The following is a 22,937-nucleotide window of genomic DNA, read 5'->3' on the forward strand; positions in this document are numbered from 1 at the left end:
TGCTGCTCAGAATGCGATCTGCTCACCCTGCTCGGGAATGCTGGCGGGCCAGCCCAGTTGTTGATGGATGGTGTCGGCCAATATCTGGCTCTTTTCCAGCTCCCCATGCACCAGGTACAACTCAGGGCAATGCTTGAAGTGCTTGAGCCAGTCGATCAGCTGACTTTGCCCGGCATGGGCGGAAAATCCCCCGAGGGTGTGGATCTGGGCTTTGACGGCCAGGTTCTGGTGAATGACCCGGATTTGCTTCTCGCCATCGACCAGGCGCCGGCCCAGCGTGCCTTTGGCCTGGAAGCCTGGAATGACGAGATGACATTCCTCGCGCCAGATATTGTGCTTGAAGTGGTGGACTATCCGGCCGCCAGTACACATGCCGCTACCGGCAATAATGATCGCTCCACTCTTGATCCGGTTCAGGGCCATGGACTCTTCCGGCGAGGGTGTGCATTTGAGAATTGGCAACCAGTTGTAGAGCCGGCCTCGGCGCTGGCCATCGCCGGCCAGCTTGCGCTCCTGCTTGGAGGCAGGCAGGTAACGGCTGTAGATATCGGTAGCGGCGATCGCCATGGGACTGTCGAGAAACACCGCTTGCTGCTTGAGGGTGCCGTTCTGGTAGAACTTGCCCAGGTAGTAGAGCAGGTCCTGGGTGCGGCCGACGGCAAAACTGGGAATCAGCACGTTGCCTCCCTCTCGCCAGGCCTGGTCGAGTATCTGCTGTAATTCGGCCAGGGTTTCTTCCTGGTTGCGATGGTCGCGGTCGCCATAGGTCGATTCCATCAGCACCAGGTCGGCTTCATCCAGGGTGGCCGGCGGCTGCAGCAAGGGTGAGCACTGATTGCCAAGGTCGCCGGAGAACACCAGTTTACGCGTCAGGTTGTGGGCTTCATGTATGGTTACCGCGACGATGGCCGAGCCGAGGATATGTCCGGCGTCATGGAAGCAGACTTCGATACCCTTGGCGACCATGGTCGGCTGGTGGTATTCCAGCGGTTGCAGTAACTCGAGCGCCAGTTCGGTATCACGCTGGGTGTAGAGTGGTTTGATCGGGGGCTTGCCTGAGCGGGTGCGCCAGCGGTTTTCCCACTCGGCATCACGTTCCTGCAGGCCCGCCGAGTCCTTGAGCATCAGGTCCAGCAGTTCGGCGCTGGGCGGGGTGACATAAATAGGCCCGCTGTAGCCTTCGGCAACCAGTTTGGGCAATAACCCCGAGTGATCCAGGTGGGCGTGAGACACCACCACTGCGTGCAGGCTTTTGGGGTCAAAGGGAAAGCGGTTGCGGTTGCTCTCCTCGTCGCGGCGAAAGCCCTGGGTCATGCCGCATTCAAGCAGCACCCGCTGGTCGTTGGCCTCCAACAGATAGCAGGAGCCGGTTACCTGGCGGGTGGCGCCATGGAAGGTCAGTAAAGCCATGATGTCCTCATCGGTTGCCGTATCTATAGCTGACAGTATGGCTGCTTTGGGACGTGTTGGCCTTGATATGGGTCAGCCTTGGCTGACCCGGAGCGGGATAGGGGCGACTGTCACAGGGCCTGACAGTGATCTGCGACGAAGCTTTGGGTGAGGACTGGCTGGCCCGAGTCGGCGATGACGAAGTGATAGGTGAGGGTGGCGCCCATGTCCAGCAGACGGCGAAAGCGCTGATCGGCACAGACGCTCGCCTGCAACTGGCTGCGAACCAGCAGGGGGTCTGATTGCAGGCGTTCGGCATATTCGGCATTGACCGACAGGTGGTTGACCAGCTCGCTGCCGTTGGCGACGAAACCTTCGTCGGTAATGTCGGCATTGACGGCTCTGGGGGTACCTTCGCTGCTTTGTTCGGCAACTTGCTTGAGGGTTTCCTGCAAACGCATTTCACGCAATGAAATCGCGTGGCTGGGTAGCGCGATGAGCAGGGCGATCAGAACGGTAAACCAACGCATGATGGGGCAATCTCCAATGGCAGGAAGCAAATCCATGTATCCCTCTGACCATGGCGATCTGAACTGGTTCGCCGCCACTGCAAAGTTAGCCCGTCTGGCGTATCCTTGCTGGTCACTGGCTGCATGCTGTCATGCGGCCATGATGCTGTCCAGTCCGTGGGATTATCCTGGTGAATACGACTCTGCCGCATGCGGTCAATCAGTTGCGTCATGAACTCAAGGCGCGCTCCACCCGTGAGTTCAAGGCTCGGGGCTCGCGCATGCAGCGCTGCGCCGGCTGCCATCTGGCCGTGCATACCTGCATTTGCGCACTGCGCCCGAACCTGCAGGCCGAGCCCTGTTTTTGCCTGCTGATGCATGCGCTGGAGCCATTGAAGCCAACCAATACCGGGCGGCTGATCGCCGATTGTCTGGCTGATACCCAGGCGTTCGTCTGGTCGCGTACCGAGGTCGATCCGGCCTTGCTGGCACTGCTCGCCGATCCGTGTTGGCAGCCGTACGTGGTGTTTCCAGCTGAGTACGCCAGTGCCGGGCAGACGGTGGTCAGCGCTCCCCAGGCTGCGCCGGGCAAGCGTCCGCTATTGATCATTCTTGATGCGACCTGGACCCAGGCGCGCAAGATGTTTCGCAAAAGTCCTTATCTGGCCGGCTTGCCGCTACTCAGTCTGCAGCCTGAGCAGGCTTCGCGTTACCGTCTACGCCGCTCCTGCCGCGAGGAGCATCTATGTACAGTGGAAGTGGCGGCGGCCTGCCTGGCGGTGGCCGGCGAGCCGCAGGCCGGTCAGTGCCTGGATGACTACTTTCAGGTGTTCAGCGAGAGTTACCTGGCCTCACGGTTGAGGGTGCCGGCGCCGCACAGTCCAGCGCGCGAGCGTTTGCACGCGAGGCTTGAGGGCTGATAGCGCTCAATGATGCCCGGCCGGCTCATGCTGAACTGCCAGCAGTGTGCGGCGTCGCTCCAGATATAACGGTACCAGTTGAGCGATCAGCATACCGGCGAGCATCAGGCAGCAGCCGATAAAACCGCGCAGACTCAAGGTTTCATTCAGGACCAGCCAGCCAGCGATGGCGGCGAACACGGCTTCCAGACTGAGAATGATTGCGGCATGGGAGGCAAGCGCATCCTTTTGCGCCACCACTTGCAAGGTGAAGGCAATGCCCACGGCCAGCAAGCCTCCATACAGGATCGCCGGTCCGGCCAACAGCACTGCATCCCAGTCGATTGGCTCTAGGGCGAAGGCCAGAGTCAGACTGATCAGGGCGCAGACTACGAACTGGAGAAAGGCTACCCGGATTGGATCGTAGCGACTGGCCAGTGCGCCGACCAGCAAAACATGCACGGCCCAGCAGGCAGCGCCAGCCAGTTGCAACCAGTCACCAGAGACGATCCGGTAATCCTCGTTGATGCTCAGCAGCAGCATGCCGACCAGTGCCAACAGAGCGCCACCCCAGGTTCCCAGGCCGGTACGCATGCCAATGAACAGGCCAAACAATGGGACTAGAATTACATACAGACCGGTGATGAAGCCGGAGTTGGTGACTGTGGTGAACATCAGGCCGATCTGCTGCAGGTTAATCCCCAGAGTCAGTACCAACCCCAGTACCAGGCTGCCCAGCAGCATTGGTCGGCTGAAGCGCCGATGAGCCTGGTCGGCCTGCGGGCGAGCCAGTAGTACCAGTGGCAGCACCACCAGTGCGCCAAGGGTGAAGCGCAGACCGGTGTAGAGGAGGGGGCCGATATGTTCCATGCCCAGACTCTGCGCGACAAAGGTCGTGCCCCAGATCAGGGCGGTGATCAGCATCAGGGCGTCGGCTTTGTAAGTGCGCAGGTTCATGACTGCTTCCACATGGCTGGCAAAAGAGCGGAATTATGCCGCCCACCTGCCGTGGCAGACAGATACAGTTGCATGAGTGATGGCCATAGCAGTCTTTGTGCTGAAGTTAAAATTGACGCGGAGCGCTCTGGATGGCAGGCTTGACGCCCAGCCAACGACAACAAAAAAACTTGGGAATCCCTGCATGGGCCTGACCTATGACATCCTGATCGCCGATGATCACCCGCTGTTTCGCAGCGCCTTGAAGCAAGCCTTGAGCAGTGGCCTGGGGGCTGATCTCCGCCTTACCGAAGCCGGCAGCATCGCCGAATTGCAGAACTGTCTGGATCAGCGCAGTGACTGGGATCTGGTCCTGCTGGATCTGAACATGCCCGGCGCCTACGGTTTTTCCGGCCTGGTCCTGCTGCGTGGCCAGTATCCGCAGATTCCGGTAGTGGTTATTTCGGCTCAGGAAGAGGCCGCTGTGGTGACAAGAGCCCGGGACTTCGGCGCCAGTGGCTTCATTCCCAAGTCATCGACTCTGGAAGGTATTCAGGCGGCCGTGACCGAAGTGCTCGAAGGTGGGGTATGCTGGCCTGCCCAGAGTGAGGATAGCGGTCCGTTGTCGGATCAGGAGCAGGCGATCAGTGCTCAGTTGGCCAGCCTCACGCCGCAGCAGTTCCGGGTTCTGACCATGGTGTGTGACGGCCTGCTGAACAAGCAGATCGCCTATGAACTGAACGTATCGGAGGCGACGGTCAAGGCCCACGTCACTGCAATCTTCCGCAAGCTTGGGGTGCGTACCCGTACCCAGGCTGCCCTGGCGCTACAGCACATGGAGCTGACCCAGACCGGTCACTGACGATGAGCGACAATCCTTATAAGGGTATTACCGGTTGGCGCCGAATCTGGCGTGCGGCGGGCTATTCGCTCGATGGCCTGAGTGCCGCCTACCGCGGCGAAGCCGCATTCCGCCAATTGGTATGGCTGGCGCTGGTGCTGATTCCCCTGGCCATCTGGCTACCAGTCGACAATATTGGCCGTGCCTTGATGATCGGCAGTGTGCTGTTGTCGTTGATTATCGAGTTGCTCAACTCGGCCATCGAGGCTGCGATCGATCGAATCTCGCTGGAACGTCATCCATTGTCCAAGGCCTCCAAGGACATGGGCAGCGCTGCGCAGATGCTTGGGTTGCTGTTGATCATCGTGGTCTGGAGTCTGGTGCTGCTGGGTTGATCAGCAGTTGGTCGACTTAGGTCGTAGGGTCCATGACTGGGCAAATGCCGTCAGCACTGCCAGACTAACTTCTGTTTCCCCGATATGATGCGCGACGGTTGACGATGCTTTCAGGTGGCCTGGTAGCCTTTATTTTCCTGCTTTATATGGCGTTGCTGTTCGCCATCGCCTTCTGGGGTGACCGTCGCCCCGGGGAGTTCAATCCGCGCCTGCGTGTCTGGGTCTACAGTCTGTCACTGGCGGTCTGGTGTACCAGTTGGACCTTCTTTGGCGCCGTTGGCATGGCCTCGGAGCAACTCTGGGGCTTTTTGCCCATTTACATCGGTCCGGTACTGCTGTTCCTGTTTGGCTGGCGTCTGTATGCCCGCATGATCGCCATCAGCAAGCAGGAAAACATCACCTCGATTGCTGACTTCATCGCCTCGCGCTATGGCAAGTCCCAGGCGCTGGCGGTGGCGGTCAGCCTGTTGTGCCTGGTCAGTGTGTTGCCCTATATCGCCCTGCAGCTCAAGGGTATCGTGCTGGGTTACAACCTGCTGAGCGTGCCGGCGATGCTCCAGGGCCAGGCCGAAGAGTCGACGGGGGCGGCCGATACCGCATTGGTAGTGACGCTGGTGCTGGCGTTGTTCACCATTTTGTTCGGTACCCGCAGCCTGGATGCCACCGAGCACCACCGTGGCATGATGCTGGCGATCGCCTTCGAGTCGCTGGTCAAGCTACTGGCCTTCCTGGCGGTTGGTGCCTTCGTGACTTTCAGTCTGTTCGGCGGGGTGCAGGACCTGCTCGAGCGTGCCAGCAGCAGTCCTGAGTTGTCCGACTACTGGCAGCGTGAAACGCTGGTAACCAGTCTGATCTTCCAGACCTTTATCGCTATCCTGGCCTTTCTCTGCCTGCCGCGGCAATTCCAGGTTGCGGTGGTGGAGAATATCGAACCGGGTGATCTGCGTCTGGCGCGCTGGGTGTTCCCAGCTTATCTGGTACTGGCTGCGCTGTTCGTGGTGCCGATCAGCCTGGCTGGGCAGATGACCCTGGGGCCGGCGGTCTCGGCCGACTCCTATGTGATCAGCGTGCCGCTGCTCGAAGGCCGGCCAGTGCTGGCGTTGCTGGCGTTTCTTGGCGGAGCGTCGGCAGCGACCGGAATGGTGATCGTGGCCGCCATTGCCCTGAGTACCATGGTCTCCAATGACGTGGTGCTGCCGTTGATGCTGCGCAACAAGAGTCAGCAGGAACGCTCCTATGAAGAGTTTCGCGGCCTGCTGCTGAATGTTCGGCGCACCAGTATTCTGGTTATTCTGTTACTGGCCTATGTGGTCTACCGGCTGATCGGTTCGGCCGGGACTCTGGCCAGTATCGGCCAGATCGCCTTTGGCGCGATTGCCCAGTTGGCACCGGCTATGTTTGGCGCGCTGTTCTGGAAGCAGGCCAATCGCAGCGGGGTGTTCGCCGGACTACTCATTGGCCTGGTGCTGTGGCTGTATCTGCTGATCCTGCCGTTGGTGGGCTCTGGTATGGGCTGGCAATTGAACGGTTGGCCGCTGCTTGAGGTGCTGCACGAGCGTTCGCTGGGGCTACCGGTCAATAGCATCACCCTGGGTAGCCTGATTGCGCTGACCTGCAACTTCATGGCCTTTGTTATGGTCTCGGTGTTCAGCCGAACCCGGGTGCTGGAGCATTGGCAGGCTGGCCGTTTCGTCAGCCAGGACTCGCAGGCCTGGGTCGATGGCCCGAGTCGGGCCTTGCTGCGGGTCACGGTGGAAGACCTGCTGGCCCTGGCGGCGCGCTTCGTTGGTGAGGAGCGGGCGTTGGCCAGCTTCCAGCGTTACGCGCAGGTTCAGGCCCTGAACTTCGCGCCGGGCCAGGTTGCCAGCAGCGGCTGGATTACCCACAGCGAGCGTTTGCTGGCCGGGGTGTTGGGAGCTTCTTCGGCACGGGTGGTGGTCAAGGCGGCGATTGAAGGGCGTGACATGCAGTTCGACGATGTGGTGCGTATCGTCGATGAAGCCTCGGAGGTCTTGCAGTTCAACCGGGGGCTGCTGCAGGGCGCGATCGAGAACATCACCCAGGGCATCAGCGTGGCCGACAAGGAACTGCGGCTGGTAGCCTGGAATCGTCGCTATCTGGAAATGTTCGAGTATCCCGATGGTCTGATCACCATTGGCCGGCCGATCGCCGACATTATTCTGAACAATGCCCAGCGTGGGCTGTGTGGCCCGGGCGATCCGCAGGAGCATGTCGACAAGCGCATTAACTGGATGAAACAGGGCACTGCTCACCGTTCCGAGCGGCGCTTCCCCAACGGCCGGGTGATCGAGATCATCGGCAACCCGATGCCTGGCGGCGGCTTTGTTATGAGCTTTACCGATATCACCGCGTTCCGTGAGGCCGAGCAGGCACTCAAGGAAGCCAATGAACGATTGGAGCAGCGGGTGGCCGAGCGGACCCGCGAACTGTCCGAACTCAACGAGGCGCTGCTGCTGGCCAAGGCCCAGACCGAGCGCGCCAGTCAGTCCAAGAGCAGGTTTTTGACCGCCGTCAGCCATGACCTGATGCAGCCGCTCAATGCCGCCCGGCTGTTCTCGGCTTCGCTCAGTCACCAGGAGGGCTTGCCGGCGGAAAGCGAGGAACTGATTCGCCATCTGGATACCTCGTTGCGCTCGGCCGAGGATCTGATTTCCGATCTGCTGGATATCTCGCGGCTGGAGGCCGGGCGGGTCAACCCGGAGTGGAGCGATTTCGATCTGGCCGAGTTGCTGGAGCCGCTGAAAATCGAGTTCGGGGCGATTGCTGCCGAGCAGGGTGTAGACCTGCGGGTGCTGTCCAGTCATTTACGGGTGCGCAGTGACATGCGCCTGCTGCGTCGGGTGCTGCAGAACTTCCTGACCAATGCCTTCCGCTATGCCGGGCGCTCGCGGGTACTGCTCGGGGTGCGGCGTCAGGGCGAGCAGGTGCGGATCGAGGTGTGGGACCAGGGGCCTGGCATTCCGCGCGACAAGTTGCAGGTGATTTTCGAGGAATTTCAGCGTCTGGATAGCCATCGCACCCAGGCGGAAAAAGGGCTGGGGCTGGGCCTGGCGATTGCCGACGGGCTGTGTCGGGTGCTTGGTCATGAGCTGGGCGTGCGCTCCTGGCCGGGGCGTGGCAGTGTGTTCAGCGTGACCCTGCCGGTGGCCAAGCACACGCCAGTCCGGGTGGCCGTGCCCAGTACTCAGCCAGCACCAGTGCTTAGTGGTGCGCAGGTGCTGTGCATCGACAACGAGCCGAATATCCTGACCGGGATGCAAAGCCTGCTCAGTCGCTGGCAATGCCATGTGGCTATCGCTCGCGACCGGCTGGAGGTCGAGCAGGTTCTGGAGTCCGGCTTCCAGCCGCAGTTGGTGTTGGTCGACTATCACCTGGATGCCGGGGATACCGGGCTTGAGCTGATGAGCTGGCTGCGCGAGCGGCTGTCCGACGATCTGCCAGGTGTGGTGATCAGCGCCGACGGGCGTAGCGAACTGATTGCCCACATCCGTCTGGCGGGTCTGGATTACCTGCCCAAGCCGGTCAAGCCGGCGGCTTTGCGGGCCTTGATCAGTCGCTACATCGACCTAAAGTAGAGGTGCTGGCAAACAGGGGCTAGCGACTGTTACTGCCCAACTGTACCTTGTCGGGGTAGGGTAGGGCTGTTAGCTTGCTCTGCCATCCCAGATCAATGTTGCACTCATGTCTGCCCGTTTTCAGATGGCCCTGCACGGGGCCCGCGATACCATTCCCATGCTGGTCGGCGCGCTGCCGTTCGGCATCATATTCGGCACCTTGGCGGTGGCCTCGGGGTTGTCGCTGGGCGCAACCCTGGCCATGTCTCTACTGGTGTTCGCCGGCTCAGCCCAGTTCATCGCTGTCAGTCTGGTGGCCTCCGGGGCTGGTCTGGCGGTGATTCTGCTGACGACCTTCATCGTCAACCTGCGGCACATGCTCTACAGTGCCAGCCTGTTGCCCTTTGTGCGTCATTTGCCGCAACGCTGGCGGGTGCCGCTGGCATTCTGGCTGACCGATGAAAGCTATGCAGTGGTTCAGCATCACTACCACGATGCTCAGACCCCAATGACCCACAAGCACTGGTATTTTCTTGGTTCCTGCCTGGCCATGTACAGCAACTGGTTCGCCTGCACCCTGATCGGCGCGTTGCTGGGCCATGCCTTACCGGGCATGGCTGGCTGGGGCCTGGATTTCGCCATGGTCGCAACCTTTATCGGTATTGTTGTGCCTATGCTGCGTACCCGGCCGATGCTGGTGGCCGCACTGGTTGCGGCAGTGGTAGCGCTGGTTGCGCATCCGCTGCCCTACAAGCTGGGGCTGATGCTGGCGGCGTTGCTGGGGGTGGCTGCCGGGGTAATGGCTGAGCGGCTGAATGCCCGCGAGCGTCTGGAGGTGGCTGATGAGCAGCTTTGAGGTTGCGCTGATCGCCGGTATGGCGCTGATTACCTTCGGTATTCGCTATGTATTGTTTGCCGCCGGCCATCGGGTGCGCTTCAGTCCGCTGGTCAGTCAGGCACTGGGCTATGTACCCGTGGCGGTACTGACTGCGATCATCGTTCCGGCAATGGTCATACCCGACGGCCAGCACTGGCAACTGAGCCTGGACAATGCCTACCTGATCGGTGGCCTCATCGCTATCCTGATCGCCGCACGCTGGCGTAACCTGCTGGCCACCATCGGTGGCGGTATGCTGGCCTTCTTCCTCTGGCGCTGGCTGGCCCAAGGGCTGTTCTGATTACCACAGCGAGGTGCGCCCGGTCCTGATGGCTACGGCCATCAGGCTGATGGCCGCCAGCGAAATGCACAGGGTGAAACCGATTACGGTTGTGCCGAAACCGATCAGATCACTGACGAAGCCGACCCCAAGTACTACCGAAGCCATGGTCAGATAGGCTAACAGGTAGAACGTTGAGTTGATGCTGGCGCGCTCGCTGGGCGGGGCATCCTGGCTGATCGAAGCCATGGCCACCACCCCGGTGGAGCCGGCACCACTGGCGGTGGCCAGGGTTGCCAGAGTAAACAGCCAGGGCGAGGCCAGGAGCACCGCGCCGGCCATCACCAGCAGGCCGCTGATCAGCAGGGTCGGGCCGACCAGTAGCAGACGATCACGTGGTTGGTGTTGGCAGAAAAACTGGCTGAGTCCGGCAATCAACTGCCAACCGGCGGCGAACATCCCGGCCAGTGCTCGGTCACTGATACCTACCAGCTCGCGGGCCAGCGACGGACCCAGCGAAGCGTACAGACTGCCGGTTGACCAGGCCAGGCAGATGGCCGCCCCAGCAAAGGCAAATGGCCCCAGCAACTCGCGTGGCACCCGAATAGTGGTAGGTCTCCAGCGCCGCAGGCTGAAACCGGCCTGGCGTTGTCCGATCCCGCTTGGCCAGGGTGCCAGCACCAGCAGGGCGATAGTCGTCAGGCTCATGACCACGACCAGTACGAAGGGCCAGGTATCCGCCCCTGGCCCAAGTTTCAGTGCCAATGAACTGAGCATAGGCCCGGCAAAGGCGCCCAGGGTGAAGGCCAGGGCCGACAGTGTGGCGGCACGGGTCCAGTTTTCGTTTGGCTCCAGTTCCACAACCGCTGCTGATGCAGCCCCCGTCACCAGCCCGGTACCCAAACCGGTCAAAACCCGCGCCACCCCCAGCCCGACAATATCCTGAGCCAGCAGGAACATCACTGCGCCGGCGGCGATGAACAGCATGCCGGGTACCAGCAATTGGCGGCGGCCGAGCTTGTCCGACAATGAGCCCAGGGTCAGCAGCATACTGATCACCCCGAGCACGTATACCGAAAAGATCGCCGTCAGGGCCGTGGATGAAAAGCCCATGCGTACCTGCCAGACCGCATACAGTGGGGTTGGCAGGTTGCTGGCGAAGATAGTGGTGAAGATTGCCAGCAAAGCCGCCGCCATGGCCAGGCGGCGGCTTTCTGGTGGGAGCGTCGTTGGCGCAGGGCCCGGCATAGCGTCATTTCCTGGGCAAAATAACGGCCATTATTGCAGAGTGCCGGCCCGCCTGCGCTAAGGATTGCTGATCACGCTTGGTGATGTACCCAGCCCATGGGCGAGTTCCGCTAATGACAATGGGTAGTCCGGGTCCAGAGCGCGCCGGCGCAGCGCTGTCAATTGAGAAAAGTCGCGTGGCGGTAGAGGCCAGTGCTCCGGGGCTTCGATCAGCTTTACACCGCTGTCGGTAATCTCGGCCAGGGCAAAACGGAAGGGGTGATAACCAGTCATGCCCAAACGCAGATCGGTAACCACCCAGTGATTGTCGATCAGGTCATAGCGCAGCACATCATCTGTGAACCAACGCAGCCGCTGGTGAGCGCTGCTGCCGGCCAGGGCCGTCTTGGCTGCCCGGTAGTGGCGCGGCAGGCGCTCCAGTGGCGGCGGCTGACGGTCCAGCCAACTCACCACGCCTTCGTAATAGTCATCACCATCAATTGCCACCACCCGCCAGAGCAGGGTGTTGAACGGGGTAGGCGAGGTGAAGGTCTGCTCGGTCTGAATGCCGCGCTCGGCCAGCGCCAGTTGCAATTGCTGCTCGGCCATCTGCTTGCCGGCCAGAGTACTGGCCAGATACAGACTGCTCAGACCCAGTGCCCAGTACTGCCAGCGCAGGCCGCGGTGGCGCAGGCCAAACAGCAGGCCGACGATAACGGCCAACAGCAGCGGCAGGGTGTATAGGGGGTCGATGATAAAAATGCTCGACCAGGCCGTAGGCGTAGGGGTGAACGGCCAGAACAGTTGTGTGCCGTAGGCGGTGAAGGCATCGAGTAGCACATGGGTCACCAGCACCAGCCAGATCGTCAACCATAAACGCATGCCGGTATAGCCGGGATTGGGACGATAACGGCGGATCAGCCAGGTCATCAGCAGGCTCAGACCGGTGAGTACGAACAGGGAATGGCTGAAACCGCGATGCTGGGTCATGTTGGCTACGGCATCGCCATAGTCAAGCACCACATCCAGGTCTGGCAGGGTACCAAGCATGGCACCGTAGAGCAGGGCTTTGCGTCCCTGCCAGCGACCGAGCATGGCACCATGAATCGAGGCGCCGAGAACTGCCTGGGTAATTGAATCCACTGCCACCGTCCCGTTTGGTTCAAGGGCGTCAGCTTAACCCGGTTGGCCAATACAGGCCCAGCGGCAAATGGATTCGAGTTTTTTCCGGCTCAGAGGGCGTGTTGCTTATCCAGCTCAATGGACGCATCGAGCAGTTCCAGCAGCGCCTTGCGACTCTTGAGCTTGGTATTGCGGTGCGCGGTCATGTTCAGGGTGGTGAGGAACTTGGCCATCGCCAGGGTTTGCTCTTCCAGTTGATCGGCGGGCACCACCTTGTCCAGAAAGCCAGCTTCTACTGCCTGCTCCGGTGAGAACATCTCGGCATTGATGACCGAGCGGTTGAATGCTGCGTTGGTCAGCCGGGCGCGGGCCAGCTCAATGCCGACATGGTGCATGGTCATGCCGATCGCCACTTCGTTCAGGCCAATCTTGAACGGACCCTCTACGCCAATCCGGTAGTCGGCAGAGAGCAGGATGAACGCGCCCTTGGCCACGGCATGGCCGGTGCAGCAGACCACCACCGGGAATGGGTGCGAGAGCATGCGCCGGGCCAGAGTCGAGCCCTTGGCTACCAACGCCTTGGCCGCCTCGGCGCTGGAGGTCATCACCTTGAGGTCATAACCACCCGAGAGCATACCCGGCTGACCGCTGATCACTACCACCGCCCGATCCTTCTCAGCCTGGTCCAGCGCCGCATTGAAGGCATCGATCACCTCCGGTGAAATCGCATTGACCTTGCCATTGCTCAGACTCAGGTGGGCAATGCCGTCGGCAAAACGGTAGGAAACCAGCTCGCTCATGATCAAATCCTCGATGCAAAGACCACAGGCCGACACGGCCTGGTATCGAGGCAGTTTAACAACTTAATCATGACCGGCCAGTTCTGGCTATCCTGTTGCCGTGGCTGCGAAAAAGGGTTTGCCAAGGCAGCCTGCATCCGGTAAATTAGCGCGCCTTGGTAGCCGGGTGACCGGTCATCAAGCCTCCGGAGAGGTGTCCGAGTGGTTGAAGGAGCACGCCTGGAAAGTGTGTATACGTTAATAGCGTATCGAGGGTTCGAATCCCTCTCTCTCCGCCAGATACTCAAGCTAAACCCCTGATTACATTATGTTTTCAGGGGTTTTTGCTTTTTAGTGGCTGGAACTGTCGAAGAACCATCGAAAGGGTTCAGTCCGCTCAGGAGTTAACCAGCATGGATGGTTTGCAACAGGGCATGAGGCTGTGTTCTGCCTGAGCGTTGACTCGCCTCAAAACCGCGCCAAACACCGAATCGCCGCCGCAGCCGCGGCCGTGCGATTCTCCACCCCCAGTTTGCGGAACACCTGTTCCAGATGTTTGTTCACCGTGCGTGGGCTCATGTCGAGGATCTGGCCGATTTCGCGGTTGGTCTTGCCGTTGGCGATCCACAGCATCACGTCGGCTTCGCGCCCGGTCAGGCCGAAGTGGTCGCGCAGGCGCTCGCAGGCATCGTCGCTGCGCGGGTTGTCGACCAGCCGCAGCAGGTGTTCCTGAGCTGATACGCTGGCGAGAAATTCGATTACCGGGCCGTCCTTGCTGGCCCGCGCCGGCGTCAGGTGGTGGCCGGGTTGGGGGGCGTGGCTGAGCCAGGTAGCGAGTTCTCCGGCCAGTTGCCGGAGGTCGTCGGTATGCGCATAGCCGCACTGGTGCAAGCGCTGGCTGACCTGTGGGGTGGCCCAGAGTTGTTCGCCTCTGGCATCCACGGCGAACAGGTAATGGCCGGTGTGATCCAGTGCCATGCGGGCGCTTTGGGCCATGCGCGCGTTGGCCAGATGGACCTGCATGCGGGCCAGCAGTTCGTCGGCCTTGATCGGTTTGTTGACGTAGTCCACGCCGCCGCTGTTCAGGCCCATGACCACATGTTCGGTGTCGCTCAGGCCGGTCATGAAAATAATTGGTACATCGGTCAGCGCCGGGTTGGTCTTGAGCTGGCGGCAGGTTTCAAAGCCGTCCATGTTCGGCATCAGCGCATCGAGCAGGATCAGGTCAGGGGTGATGTTGCGGGTGATGTTCAGAGCCTGGGCACCTTCTAGTGCAACCAGCACGGTCATGCCGGCATTTTCCAGCACATCGTTGAGCATGCGGACACTGTCCAGAGCGTCGTCGACGATCAGGATGGTGTCGCGTGGGCTTTCAAGAGCATTCATGGTCGGTTACCTGAAGCCGTTGCTGCAGGGCTTCGAATTGGAAGGCCTCAGCAAGGCCGATCAGTTGGTTGTAGTAGTCATGGCGGGCGCTGTCTTGCTCGCGCAACTGGTACAGCGCCTCGAGCAGGCCCTTGCGATGGCCGATGGACGCCAGTGCCTGCAAGGTCGGCAGGCCGGGCAGGGGGGTGGCCGGGGCTGGCGCAGGTTGTGTGTGAGCGGCCGGCATCGCCGGTTCATGGCGCCACTGCAATTGCAGCAGCAGGCCGATCTGTTCGAGCAACTGGGCCAGTTGCACCGGCTTGATAAAGTAGCCCTGATGCAGTGCCGGTACCTGAGACTGGCCGCCGTCGGCGGCATCGGCGGACAGCACGATGACCGGTGTGGTGCAGCCGCTGGCGCGCAGTTCGGCCAGCAGGCTCCAGCCGTCCTGGCCGGGCATATTCAGATCGAGCAGCAGCAGGTCGGCTGGTTGCTGGCGCAGCAGTTCCACTGCCAGCAAGGGGTTGGCCAGGGTCTGTACCTCAAAGCCCAGAGGCGTGAGCAGGTTGGTCATCAACTGGCGGTGCGAGTCTTCGTCGTCGATCACCACAATGCGCCGGGTCGGGCCGGCATAGCCGTGCGGTGGACGCAGTGCCGGGGGCGGATCGTCTGGCCTGTCGCGCCGGGCGCTGGCCAGCAGTAGTGTGACCTTGAAGATGCTGCCCTGGCCCGGGTGGCTCTGCACACTGATGTCGCCACCCATGATTTCGCACAGCAGCTTGGTAATGGTCAGTCCCAGCCCGGTGCCGAAGGCGGTCGAGCCGGGATTGCGCACCCGCTCGAAGGGCTGGAAGATGCGTTCGAGATCCTCGCGGCGAATACCTTCGCCACTGTCTTCGACCTTGAACTCGGCGACCTCGCTGCGGTAGCGCAGGGTCAGGCGCACATGCCCGGATTCGGTGTATTTGATGGCGTTGGACAGCAGGTTGATCAGAATCTGACGCAGGCGCTTTTCGTCGGTACGTACCCAGCGCGGCAGGCGGTCCTGGCAGTGGAATTCGAACGCCAGGCCCTTGGCCTCGGCCTGCAGGCGGAACATGTGGACCAGTTGATCGAGCAACAGGTCGATGCGCACTTCGCTCAGGTGCAGCTCCAAGCGTCCGGCCTCGATCTTGGAAATATCCAGCAGCCCTTCGATCAGATCGGCCAGGTACTCGCCGCTGCGGCGAATCACCCCCAGTGCCGGGCGGCGAATTTCTGGAATTTGCGGGTCCTGTTCCAGCAGTTGAGCGTAACCGAGTACCGCATTGAGCGGTGAGCGCAGCTCATGGCTGATGCCGGTCAGGTAACGACTCTTGGCCTGGTTGGCGGCTTCGGCCTGCTCCTTGGCCTGTTGCAGTGCTCGGTCGGTCAGTTCGTGGGCTTCGATCTCTTCCAGCAGCAGGCGGTTCTGCCGGTTGGATTCCTCCTGGGCGACCCGGCGGCTGTCATTGGCCAGTACAAACAGCCAACTGATCACTCCGGTAATGATCAGCAGAATGAAAAACACCTTCCACAGGGTGCTGGCCAGCAGGGCCTGGGTGGCGCTGTCGCTGAACGGTGTCTGGTAGTAAATCAGTGCCAGCAGCAGACCGGTAACGCCATTGATCAGCGCCAGCAGGCCAAGAAAATGACCGATCCGTGAGCCGACCCGTGGCATCAGACGCTCGGGCAGCAGCAGCCGGAGCAAACCGCGCATCTGTTCGGCATAGCCGGCGCCGGGTTTGCAGTAGTCGCCGCAGCGGGCATCCAGCGAGCAGCACAGCGAGCAGATCTGTCCACCATAGGCCGGGCAATTGGTGATGTCTTCGGGCTCGAAACGGTTTTCGCACACGCAGCAGGCCAGTCGTTCGTCAGCCTCGGGTTGCAGGCGGATCACCTCGCGCGCCAGGTAATAACGTCCGCCGGTCAGCCAGGCGATCAGCGGGGCGCAGAGCAGGGCAGTGCCCAGGGCAATGAAGTGTGCCAGAGCCTGCGCCACTTCACCGAGTAGCCCGGCAAAGCCAAGCATACCGACCAGTGTGGCCAGCAGCATGGCGCCGACACCCACCGGATTGATGTCATACAGATGCGCGCGCTTGAACTCGATATGCTTGGGCGACAGTCCGAGCGGCTTGTTGATCACCAGATCGGCGACCAGTGCGCCGGCCCAGGCGGTGGCGATGATGCCGTAATAGCCCAGGGTTTCTTCCAGCGCCCGGTATACCCCCAGCTCCATCACCAGCAGCGCAATGCTGACATTGAATACCAGCCAGACCACCCGGCCGGGGTGGCTGTGGGTCAGCCGGGAAAAGAAGTTCGACCAGGCAATCGAGCCGGCATAGGCGTTGGTGACGTTGATCTTGACCTGGCACAGGATCACGAAGATACCGGCTGCAGCCAGCGCCACCTGTGGCGAGTTGGTCAGGTAGCCGAAGGCGATCATGTACATGCGGGTCGGATCGGCGGCTTCCTCGTAGGGCACCCCGTGGTTTAGCGCCAGCACGGCCAGGAACGAGCCGGCCAGAATTTTCAGCGCGCCGATGATGATCCAGCCCGGCCCGCCGGCCATCACCGCCGCCCACCAGCGCAGACTTTTACCGGGCTCGGCCTTGGGCACAAAGCGCAGAAAATCGACCTGCTCGCCAATCTGGGCGATCAGCGAGAACATCACCGCAGCGGCGGCGCCGAACATCAGCAGGTTCAGCCCGCTGGCCGGATCACTGCCCGGCTCGCGGCCGGCGAACTGGGTCCAGTCCTGCACCGCGCTGGCGTCGGCATAGATGATGAAGACGAACGGAACCAGTTGCAGGATGATCCAGAATGGCTGGCTCCACAGCTGGAAGCGGCTGATCAGGGTGATGCCATGGGTCACCAGCGGAATGATCACCAGCGCGCAAATGATGTAGCCCAGCGCCAGCGGCACGCCGAACAGCAGTTCCAGCGCCATGGCCATGATCACCGCTTCCAGAGCGAAGAAGATGAAGGTGAAGCTGGCGTAGATCAGCGAGGTGATGGTCGAGCCGATGTAACCAAAGCCGGCACCGCGGGTCAGCAGATCGCTGTCGACCCCGTAGCGGGCAGCGTAATAGCTGATCGGGATGGCGGTCAGCAGAATCACCAGACTGACCGCCAGAATCGCCGCCACTGCATTGGTAAAGCCGTAATGCAGGGTAATGGCGCCGCCAATCGCTTCCAGGGCCAGAAACGAGATAGCCCCCAGCGCAGTACCGGCCACCCGTGACGCCGGCCAGCGTCGGGCGCTTTTGGCGGTGAAGCGCAGGGCGTAGTCCTCCAGCGTTTCGTTGGCGACCCACTGGTTGTAGTTGCGGCGCACGCGGAAGATGTGTTGCCTGGCAGTCATGGACTCCCCTCGGTGCCAGTTTTGGTGACACTGGCGGCTCGATCTGCACCGGCATGGTGCGATATCTGGGTGGCCGGTCCGCTGTAACGCTGCATCAGCCGCCCCCTGGCAGGCTCTCTCAATATACATGCCAGCTTGTCTATTTAAGCGAGCCTTCCATCTGCTCCTTTCCCGTCAGACCCCCCCTTCCCACCATCGCCTTCACTCACCGTCATTGCGAGGGCCGCAGGCCCGTGGCAATCCATGCGTGGTTCGCGCCGGGCAGGCCGTTTGGATTGCCACGTCACTACGTTCCTCGCAATGACGCGTTGTGGCGTCTTTGCACTGATGGGGGCTAGCGTCCCCGCAATGACGAGGCTAGCCCCCCTCCCTTCATTGCGAGGGCCGCAGGCCCGTGGCAATCCATGTGTGGTTCGCGTCGGGCAGGCCGTCTGGATTGCCACGTCACTACGTTCCTCGCAATGACGCGTTGTGGCGTCTTTGCACTGATGGGGGCTAGCGTCCCCGCAATGACGAGGCTAGCCCCCCTCCCTTCATTGCGAGGGCCGCAGGCCCGTGGCAATCCATGTGTGGTTCGCGTCGGGCAGGCCGTCTGGATTGCCACGTCACTACGTTCCTCGCAATGACGCGTTGTGGCGTCTTTGCACTGATGGGGGCTAGCGTCCCCGCAATGACGAGGCTAGCCCCCCTCCCTTCATTGCGAGGGCCGCAGGCCCGTGGCAATCCATGTGTGGTTCGCGTCGGGCAGGCCGTCTGGATTGCCACGTCACTACGTTCCTCGCAATGACGCGTTGTGGCGTCTTTGCACTGATGGGGGCTAGCGTCCCCGCAATGACGAGGCTAGCCCCCCTCCCTTCATTGCGAGGGCCGCAGGCCCGTGGCAATCCATGTGTGGTTAGCGCTGGGCAGGCCGTCTGGATTGCCACGTCGCTCTGCTCCTCGCAATGACGAGGTTAGTCCCATCGGGGAAGACATATAACCGCGCTCATTTCTATACCGCAGCGAACCTGCCGGCCATGCGTCAAATGACGTAGGCGGCTGGGGTATTTGTCGAATGGGCAGCTTGATGGGTGCTTAGCAGAATGCGAGTCGTGCGCTTAAGGCATCACCGGATCTGCCCCGGTGGTGCCGTTTTTTCCCAGTTTCACCGACACGAGGAATCACCATGGAGCACTCCAAACCCAAGCTGTCCCGCCGCAGTTTTCTGGCGCGTTCGATCGCGGCCATGTCCGCCGCCGTGCTGCTGTCCGGCATCAGCCTGACCGCCACGGCCAACCCGAGCACCGCTGAGGTCAACACCACTGGCCTGGCGGTAACCGATGACACCGTCAAGGTCGGCATCCTGCATTCGATCACCGGCACCATGGCGATCAGTGAAGAGGGCTCGGTGCAGGCCGAGATTCTCGCCATCGAGCAGATCAACGCCATGGGCGGGGTACTCGGACGGCAGATCGAATACGTTCAGGAAGACGGCGCCAGTGACTGGCCGACCTTCGCCGACCGCGCCAACAAGCTGCTGCGCCAGGACAAGGTGGCGGCGGTATTTGGCTGCTGGACTTCGGCCTCGCGCAAGGCGGTACTGCCGATCTTTGAGCGCAACAACGGCATGCTCTATTACCCGACCTTCTACGAGGGGCTGGAGCAGTCGCCCAACGTGATCTACACCGGCCAGGAAGCCACCCAGCAGATTCTTGCCGGGCTTGACTGGGTGTCAGAAGACAAGGGTGCCAAGACCTTTTACCTGATCGGCTCGGACTACATCTGGCCGCGCACCTCGAACAAGATCGCCCGTACCCACATCGAGCAGCACCTGGGTGGCCAGGTGGTCGGTGAGGACTACTTCCCGCTCGGCCACACCAGCTTCAACTCGGTGATCAACCGCATCCGCCTGCGCAAGCCGGACGTGATCTTCGCCTCGGTGGTTGGCGGCTCCAACGTGGCCTTCTACCGCCAGCTCAAGGCCGCGGGTCTGGACATGACCAAGGAAGACTTCACCCTGCTGACCATCTCGGTCACCGAGGATGAAATTCTCGGTATCGGCGGTGACAACATCGAGGGTGCCTATGCCTCGATGAAGTACTTCCAGAGCCTGCCGAATGAAAACAACCAGGCCTTCGTCGAAGCCTTCAAGGCCCGCTGGGGTGCTGATGCGGTGATCGGTGACGTCACCCAGGCCGCCTACCTCGGGCCCTGGTTGTGGAAGGCCGCCGTGGAGAAGGCCGGCTCGTTCGATGTTGACCGTGTGCGCGAAGCCTCGCCGGGCATCGAGCTGACCACCGCGCCGGAAGGTTATGTACGCATCCACGAAAACCACCACCTGTGGTCCAAGACCCGCATCGGCCACGCCCAGCGTGACGGCCAGTTCAAGGTGGTCTACGAGACCGAAGAGCTGATGGAACCCGATCCGTTCCCGGCCGGTTACCAGTAAGCCTGTAGCACCCGCCGGCCAGTCGGCCGGCGGGACCGTTTTGCCTGGTTTGCCTGTCCATCTGCCGGAGGAAGGACCATGTTCTCTGACTTCTCTGCCGCCGAGCTGACCGCGATCTTTGCCATGCAGGGTTTTGCCGGTCTGATCCTGTTCGCGGTGTTCGTTCTTATGGCCCTGGGCCTGGCCATCATTTTCGGCCAGATGGGGGTCATCAATATGGCGCATGGTGAGTTCATGATCCTCGGTGCCTATGTCACCTACATGACCTCGAACCTGTTCGCCAACCACTTTCCCGAACTGTTCGGTTCCTACTTCCTGTTCGCCATCGTCTTCGCCTTCTTCGCCGCGGCGTTGCTCGGGGTGATCGTCGAATGGGGACTGATCCGCTTTCTCTACCATCGCCCGCTGGACACCCTGCTGGCCACCTGGGGCCTGAGCCTGATTCTGCAGCAGGCCTACCGCTCGATCTTCGGCGCCCGTGAGGTCGGGGTGGTGATCCCCGACTGGCTGATGGGTTCCTACCAGCTCACCGACATGATCGAGGTGCCGATCAACGGTCTGTTCGTCATGGCCCTGGCGGTGCTGGCCACAGTCACCGTGGCGGTGCTGATGTACCGCTCGCGCTGGGGCAAGCAGGTGCGCGCCGTAGTGCAGAACCGCGACATGGCTGGCGCCGTGGGCATCAACACGGCCCGGGTGGACCGCCTGACCTTCGCCCTGGGCTGCGGCATTGCTGGGGTCGCCGGCAGCGCCTTCACCATGATCGGCTCCACCGGCCCCAGCTCCGGCCAGCTGTACATCGTCGACACCTTCCTGGTGGTGGTGTTTGGCGGTGCCGGCAGCCTGTTCGGCACGGTCGCCTCGGCATTCAGCATCTCGCAGTCGCAATCGATCATGGAATTCTTCATGGGCGGTTCGATGGCCAAGGTACTGACCCTGCTGGTGGTGGTGATCATCCTGATGTTCCGCCCCCAGGGGTTGTTCAGTCTCAAAGTGCGCCGCTAGGAGGAGCCCGTCATGCCATTCTCATCCTTCAAGGAGTTCATGCCGCGCCAGGATCTGCTGTCGTTCCTGGTGCTGGCGCTGGTGTTGCTGGTGGCGCTGCCGCTGGCGCTGGACGTGATGCGTCTGAATCAGGTCGGCAAGTTCCTCAGCTTTGCCTTTGTCGCCGTCGGCCTGGTGCTGTGCTGGGGCTACGGCGGCATCCTCAGCCTGGGGCAGGGGGTGTTCTACGGTCTGGGCGGCTACGCCCTGGCCATGTACCTCAAGCTTGAGGCCTCGACCCCGGAAAACACCGCGATCCAGACCACTCCGGGTATCCCGGATTTCATGGACTGGAACCGCATCACCGAACTGCCGTGGTTCTGGGAACCCTTCTACAGCCTGACCTTCGCCATCATCGCGGTGGTCGTGGTGCCGAGCATCGTCGCCTACCTGATCGGCGTAGCGATGTTCAAGCGCCGGGTCGGCGGGGTGTATTTCGCCATCATCACCCAGTCGATCGCCGCGATCCTGACCATCCTGATTATCGGCCAGCAGGGGCTGACCGGCGGGGTCAACGGCATCACCGACCTGCGCACGCTCAAGGGCTGGAACATCCACACCGACGAGGCCAGCTACATCCTCTACTTCGTCTGCGTGGCGCTGCTGTTCATCTGTCTGCTGGTAGCCCAGTACATCCGCCGCAGCAAGACCGGACGGATTCTGGTGGCGATGCGCGGGCAGGAGGACCGGGTGCGCTTTTCCGGCTACGACATCGCCAACTTCAAGGTCTTCGTGTTCTGCGTCGGCGCTGCCTTTGCCGGCATCGGCGGGGCCATGTTCACCCTCCAGGAAGGCTTCATGTCACCGAGCTTCGTCGGGGTAGTGCCATCGATCGAGATGGTGATCTTCTGCGCCGTCGGTGGCCGGTTGTCGATCATCGGTGCGGTCTACGGCGTGCTGCTGGTCAGCGTGGCCAAGACCCTGTTCGGCGAGAGCTTCCCGGATCTCTGGCTGTTCGCCATGGGCCTGATCTTCATCGGCGTGGTGCTGGCGCTGCCCAACGGCATTGCCGGCCTGTACGCCAACTGGGTGGCGCCGCATGTCGACCGGCTGCTTAATCGCCTGTTCGGCAAGCCGGGCGAGCCGCGCATTGACGTCCTTCAACCCAGCAGCCAGGGAGCCAGCTCATGAGCCAGGGATCCAATACCGATTTCATCCTCGCCGTGGAAGGGCTCACGGTCTCGTTCGACGGCTTCAAGGCAGTCAACGACCTCAGCTTTTACGTCGACCAGAACGAGATCCGCGTGATCATCGGTCCCAATGGCGCCGGCAAGACCACGGTGCTGGATCTGATCTGCGGCCGTACCAAGGCCACCGACGGTTCGATCCGCTTTCGCAACCGCGAGCTGACCCGGCTCAAGGAGCACCAGATCGTCAAGGCCGGGGTCGGGCGCAAGTTCCAGAACCCCTCGATCTACCCGGACTTGACCGTGTTCGAGAACCTGGAAATTTCCTATCCCAGCGGGCGTGGGGTGTTCGGCAGCCTGGCCTTCAAGCGCACCGCCGAGGTGGTGGCGCGCATCGAGGAAATCGCCGGGCGGATTTTTCTCTCCGAGCATCTGCACACCCAGGCCGACCTGCTCAGCCATGGCCAGAAACAGTGGCTGGAGATCGGCATGCTGCTGATCCAGAAACCCGAACTGCTGATGCTCGATGAGCCGGTGGCCGGCATGTCGGTCAACGAACGCCGGCAGACCGCCGTGCTGCTGCGCGAGATCGCCAAGGAACACACCATGATCGTGATCGAGCACGACATGCAGTTCGTGGCGGAAATCGCCGACAAGGTCACGGTGCTGCACCAGGGCCGCATTCTCGCCGAGGGCTCGCCGGAGAAGGTCAAGGCCGACCCCAAGGTCATCGAAGTTTATCTGGGTCATTGAGTGGGGGCA

General features: G+C 61.6%; 18 protein-coding genes and 1 tRNA gene. 11 read left to right on the forward strand and 8 right to left on the reverse strand.

Annotated elements, in window-relative coordinates; translation table 11 throughout:
• Positions 1 to 6 precede the first annotated feature (6 nt).
• Positions 7 to 1,410 carry an MBL fold metallo-hydrolase RNA specificity domain-containing protein gene (locus C2846_RS07565; RefSeq protein WP_119701123.1) on the reverse strand — a complete coding sequence of 468 codons (1,404 nt, stop codon included), beginning with the start codon at positions 1,408 to 1,410 and terminating at the stop codon, positions 7 to 9.
• A 110-nt stretch (positions 1,411 to 1,520) separates the two neighbouring features.
• Positions 1,521 to 1,919: a PA3611 family quorum-sensing-regulated virulence factor gene (locus C2846_RS07570; protein WP_080051442.1), complete on the reverse strand. Its 399-nt coding sequence runs from the start codon at positions 1,917 to 1,919 to the stop codon at positions 1,521 to 1,523.
• Between the two features lie 182 nt (positions 1,920 to 2,101).
• Between C2846_RS07570 and C2846_RS07575 the strand changes: the two genes are divergently transcribed.
• Entirely contained in the window at positions 2,102 to 2,818 is a 717-nt protein-coding gene (locus C2846_RS07575) for a tRNA-uridine aminocarboxypropyltransferase (RefSeq protein WP_119701154.1), read from the forward strand.
• Positions 2,819 to 2,824: 6 nt separating this feature from the next.
• Here C2846_RS07575 and C2846_RS07580 read toward each other — a convergent pair whose 3' ends face one another.
• Positions 2,825 to 3,754 carry a DMT family transporter gene (locus C2846_RS07580; RefSeq protein ID WP_119701125.1) on the reverse strand — a complete coding sequence of 310 codons (930 nt, stop codon included), beginning with the start codon at positions 3,752 to 3,754 and terminating at the stop codon, positions 2,825 to 2,827.
• Positions 3,755 to 3,938: 184 nt separating this feature from the next.
• Between C2846_RS07580 and erdR the strand changes: the two genes are divergently transcribed.
• The 5 genes from erdR (at position 3,939) to C2846_RS07605 (ending at position 9,722) form a co-directional block, all read left to right on the forward strand.
• Positions 3,939 to 4,595, forward strand: a complete 657-nt coding sequence (gene erdR / locus C2846_RS07585) for a response regulator transcription factor ErdR (RefSeq protein WP_119701126.1) — start codon at positions 3,939 to 3,941, stop codon at positions 4,593 to 4,595.
• 2 nt (positions 4,596 to 4,597) lie between these two features.
• On the forward strand, positions 4,598 to 4,969 hold the full coding sequence (locus C2846_RS07590; protein WP_080051439.1) for a diacylglycerol kinase: 372 nt from the start codon (positions 4,598 to 4,600) through the stop codon (positions 4,967 to 4,969).
• A gap of 104 nt (positions 4,970 to 5,073) precedes the next feature.
• On the forward strand, positions 5,074 to 8,565 hold the full coding sequence (locus C2846_RS07595; protein ID WP_119701127.1) for a hybrid sensor histidine kinase/response regulator: 3,492 nt from the start codon (positions 5,074 to 5,076) through the stop codon (positions 8,563 to 8,565).
• A gap of 106 nt (positions 8,566 to 8,671) precedes the next feature.
• Positions 8,672 to 9,400, forward strand: a complete 729-nt coding sequence (locus C2846_RS07600) for an AzlC family ABC transporter permease (RefSeq protein ID WP_119701128.1) — start codon at positions 8,672 to 8,674, stop codon at positions 9,398 to 9,400.
• Positions 9,387 to 9,722: an AzlD domain-containing protein gene (locus C2846_RS07605; RefSeq protein WP_119701129.1), complete on the forward strand. Its 336-nt coding sequence runs from the start codon at positions 9,387 to 9,389 to the stop codon at positions 9,720 to 9,722. Before C2846_RS07600 ends, C2846_RS07605 begins: the two co-directional genes overlap by 14 nt.
• Here the strand turns inward: C2846_RS07605 and C2846_RS07610 are convergent, their stop codons facing one another.
• The 3 genes from C2846_RS07610 to C2846_RS07620 all read right to left on the reverse strand — a co-directional run bounded on the left by C2846_RS07610 (position 9,723) and on the right by C2846_RS07620 (position 12,850).
• The gene (locus tag C2846_RS07610) at positions 9,723 to 10,949 is read right to left on the reverse strand and encodes an MFS transporter (protein ID WP_080051435.1); all 1,227 of its coding nucleotides are present in this window, start codon (positions 10,947 to 10,949) and stop codon (positions 9,723 to 9,725) included. It lies immediately after the preceding gene.
• Positions 10,950 to 11,006: 57 nt separating this feature from the next.
• Positions 11,007 to 12,071: a metal-dependent hydrolase gene (locus C2846_RS07615; protein WP_080051434.1), complete on the reverse strand. Its 1,065-nt coding sequence runs from the start codon at positions 12,069 to 12,071 to the stop codon at positions 11,007 to 11,009.
• Between the two features lie 89 nt (positions 12,072 to 12,160).
• Positions 12,161 to 12,850: a crotonase/enoyl-CoA hydratase family protein gene (locus tag C2846_RS07620; RefSeq protein ID WP_119701130.1), complete on the reverse strand. Its 690-nt coding sequence runs from the start codon at positions 12,848 to 12,850 to the stop codon at positions 12,161 to 12,163.
• 187 nt (positions 12,851 to 13,037) lie between these two features.
• Between C2846_RS07620 and C2846_RS07625 the strand changes: the two genes are divergently transcribed.
• A tRNA-Ser gene (locus C2846_RS07625) sits at positions 13,038 to 13,128 on the forward strand.
• A 169-nt stretch (positions 13,129 to 13,297) separates the two neighbouring features.
• Here C2846_RS07625 and C2846_RS07630 read toward each other — a convergent pair.
• Together C2846_RS07630 and C2846_RS07635 are read right to left on the reverse strand one after the other, a co-directional pair.
• Entirely contained in the window at positions 13,298 to 14,215 is a 918-nt protein-coding gene (locus tag C2846_RS07630) for a response regulator transcription factor (protein ID WP_119701131.1), read from the reverse strand.
• Positions 14,202 to 17,576: a hybrid sensor histidine kinase/response regulator gene (locus C2846_RS07635; protein WP_119701132.1), complete on the reverse strand. Its 3,375-nt coding sequence runs from the start codon at positions 17,574 to 17,576 to the stop codon at positions 14,202 to 14,204. Before C2846_RS07635 ends, C2846_RS07630 begins: the two co-directional genes overlap by 14 nt.
• 1,225 nt (positions 17,577 to 18,801) lie before the next feature.
• On the opposite strand from C2846_RS07635, the gene urtA reads away from it, so the two are divergent.
• The 4 genes from urtA to urtD all read left to right on the forward strand — a co-directional run bounded on the left by urtA (position 18,802) and on the right by urtD (position 22,928).
• Positions 18,802 to 20,004 (forward strand): urea ABC transporter substrate-binding protein, encoded by a 1,203-nt coding sequence (urtA, locus tag C2846_RS07640; protein ID WP_205890129.1) that lies wholly within the window; start codon positions 18,802 to 18,804, stop codon positions 20,002 to 20,004.
• A gap of 78 nt (positions 20,005 to 20,082) precedes the next feature.
• A complete protein-coding gene (gene urtB / locus C2846_RS07645; protein ID WP_095623877.1) occupies positions 20,083 to 21,009 on the forward strand; it encodes an urea ABC transporter permease subunit UrtB in 927 nt (308 codons plus the stop codon).
• A 12-nt stretch (positions 21,010 to 21,021) separates the two neighbouring features.
• Positions 21,022 to 22,179, forward strand: coding sequence for an urea ABC transporter permease subunit UrtC (gene urtC, locus C2846_RS07650; protein WP_119701134.1), 1,158 nt, complete (start codon positions 21,022 to 21,024; stop codon positions 22,177 to 22,179).
• The gene (urtD, locus tag C2846_RS07655; protein WP_095623875.1) at positions 22,176 to 22,928 is read left to right on the forward strand and encodes an urea ABC transporter ATP-binding protein UrtD; all 753 of its coding nucleotides are present in this window, start codon (positions 22,176 to 22,178) and stop codon (positions 22,926 to 22,928) included. The genes urtC and urtD overlap by 4 nt, the downstream gene beginning before the upstream one ends.
• Positions 22,929 to 22,937: the final 9 nt, after the last annotated feature.

This window comes from Pseudomonas jilinensis (assembly GCF_003586265.1).
Taxonomy (GTDB): Bacteria; Pseudomonadota; Gammaproteobacteria; order Pseudomonadales; family Pseudomonadaceae; genus Halopseudomonas; species Halopseudomonas phragmitis.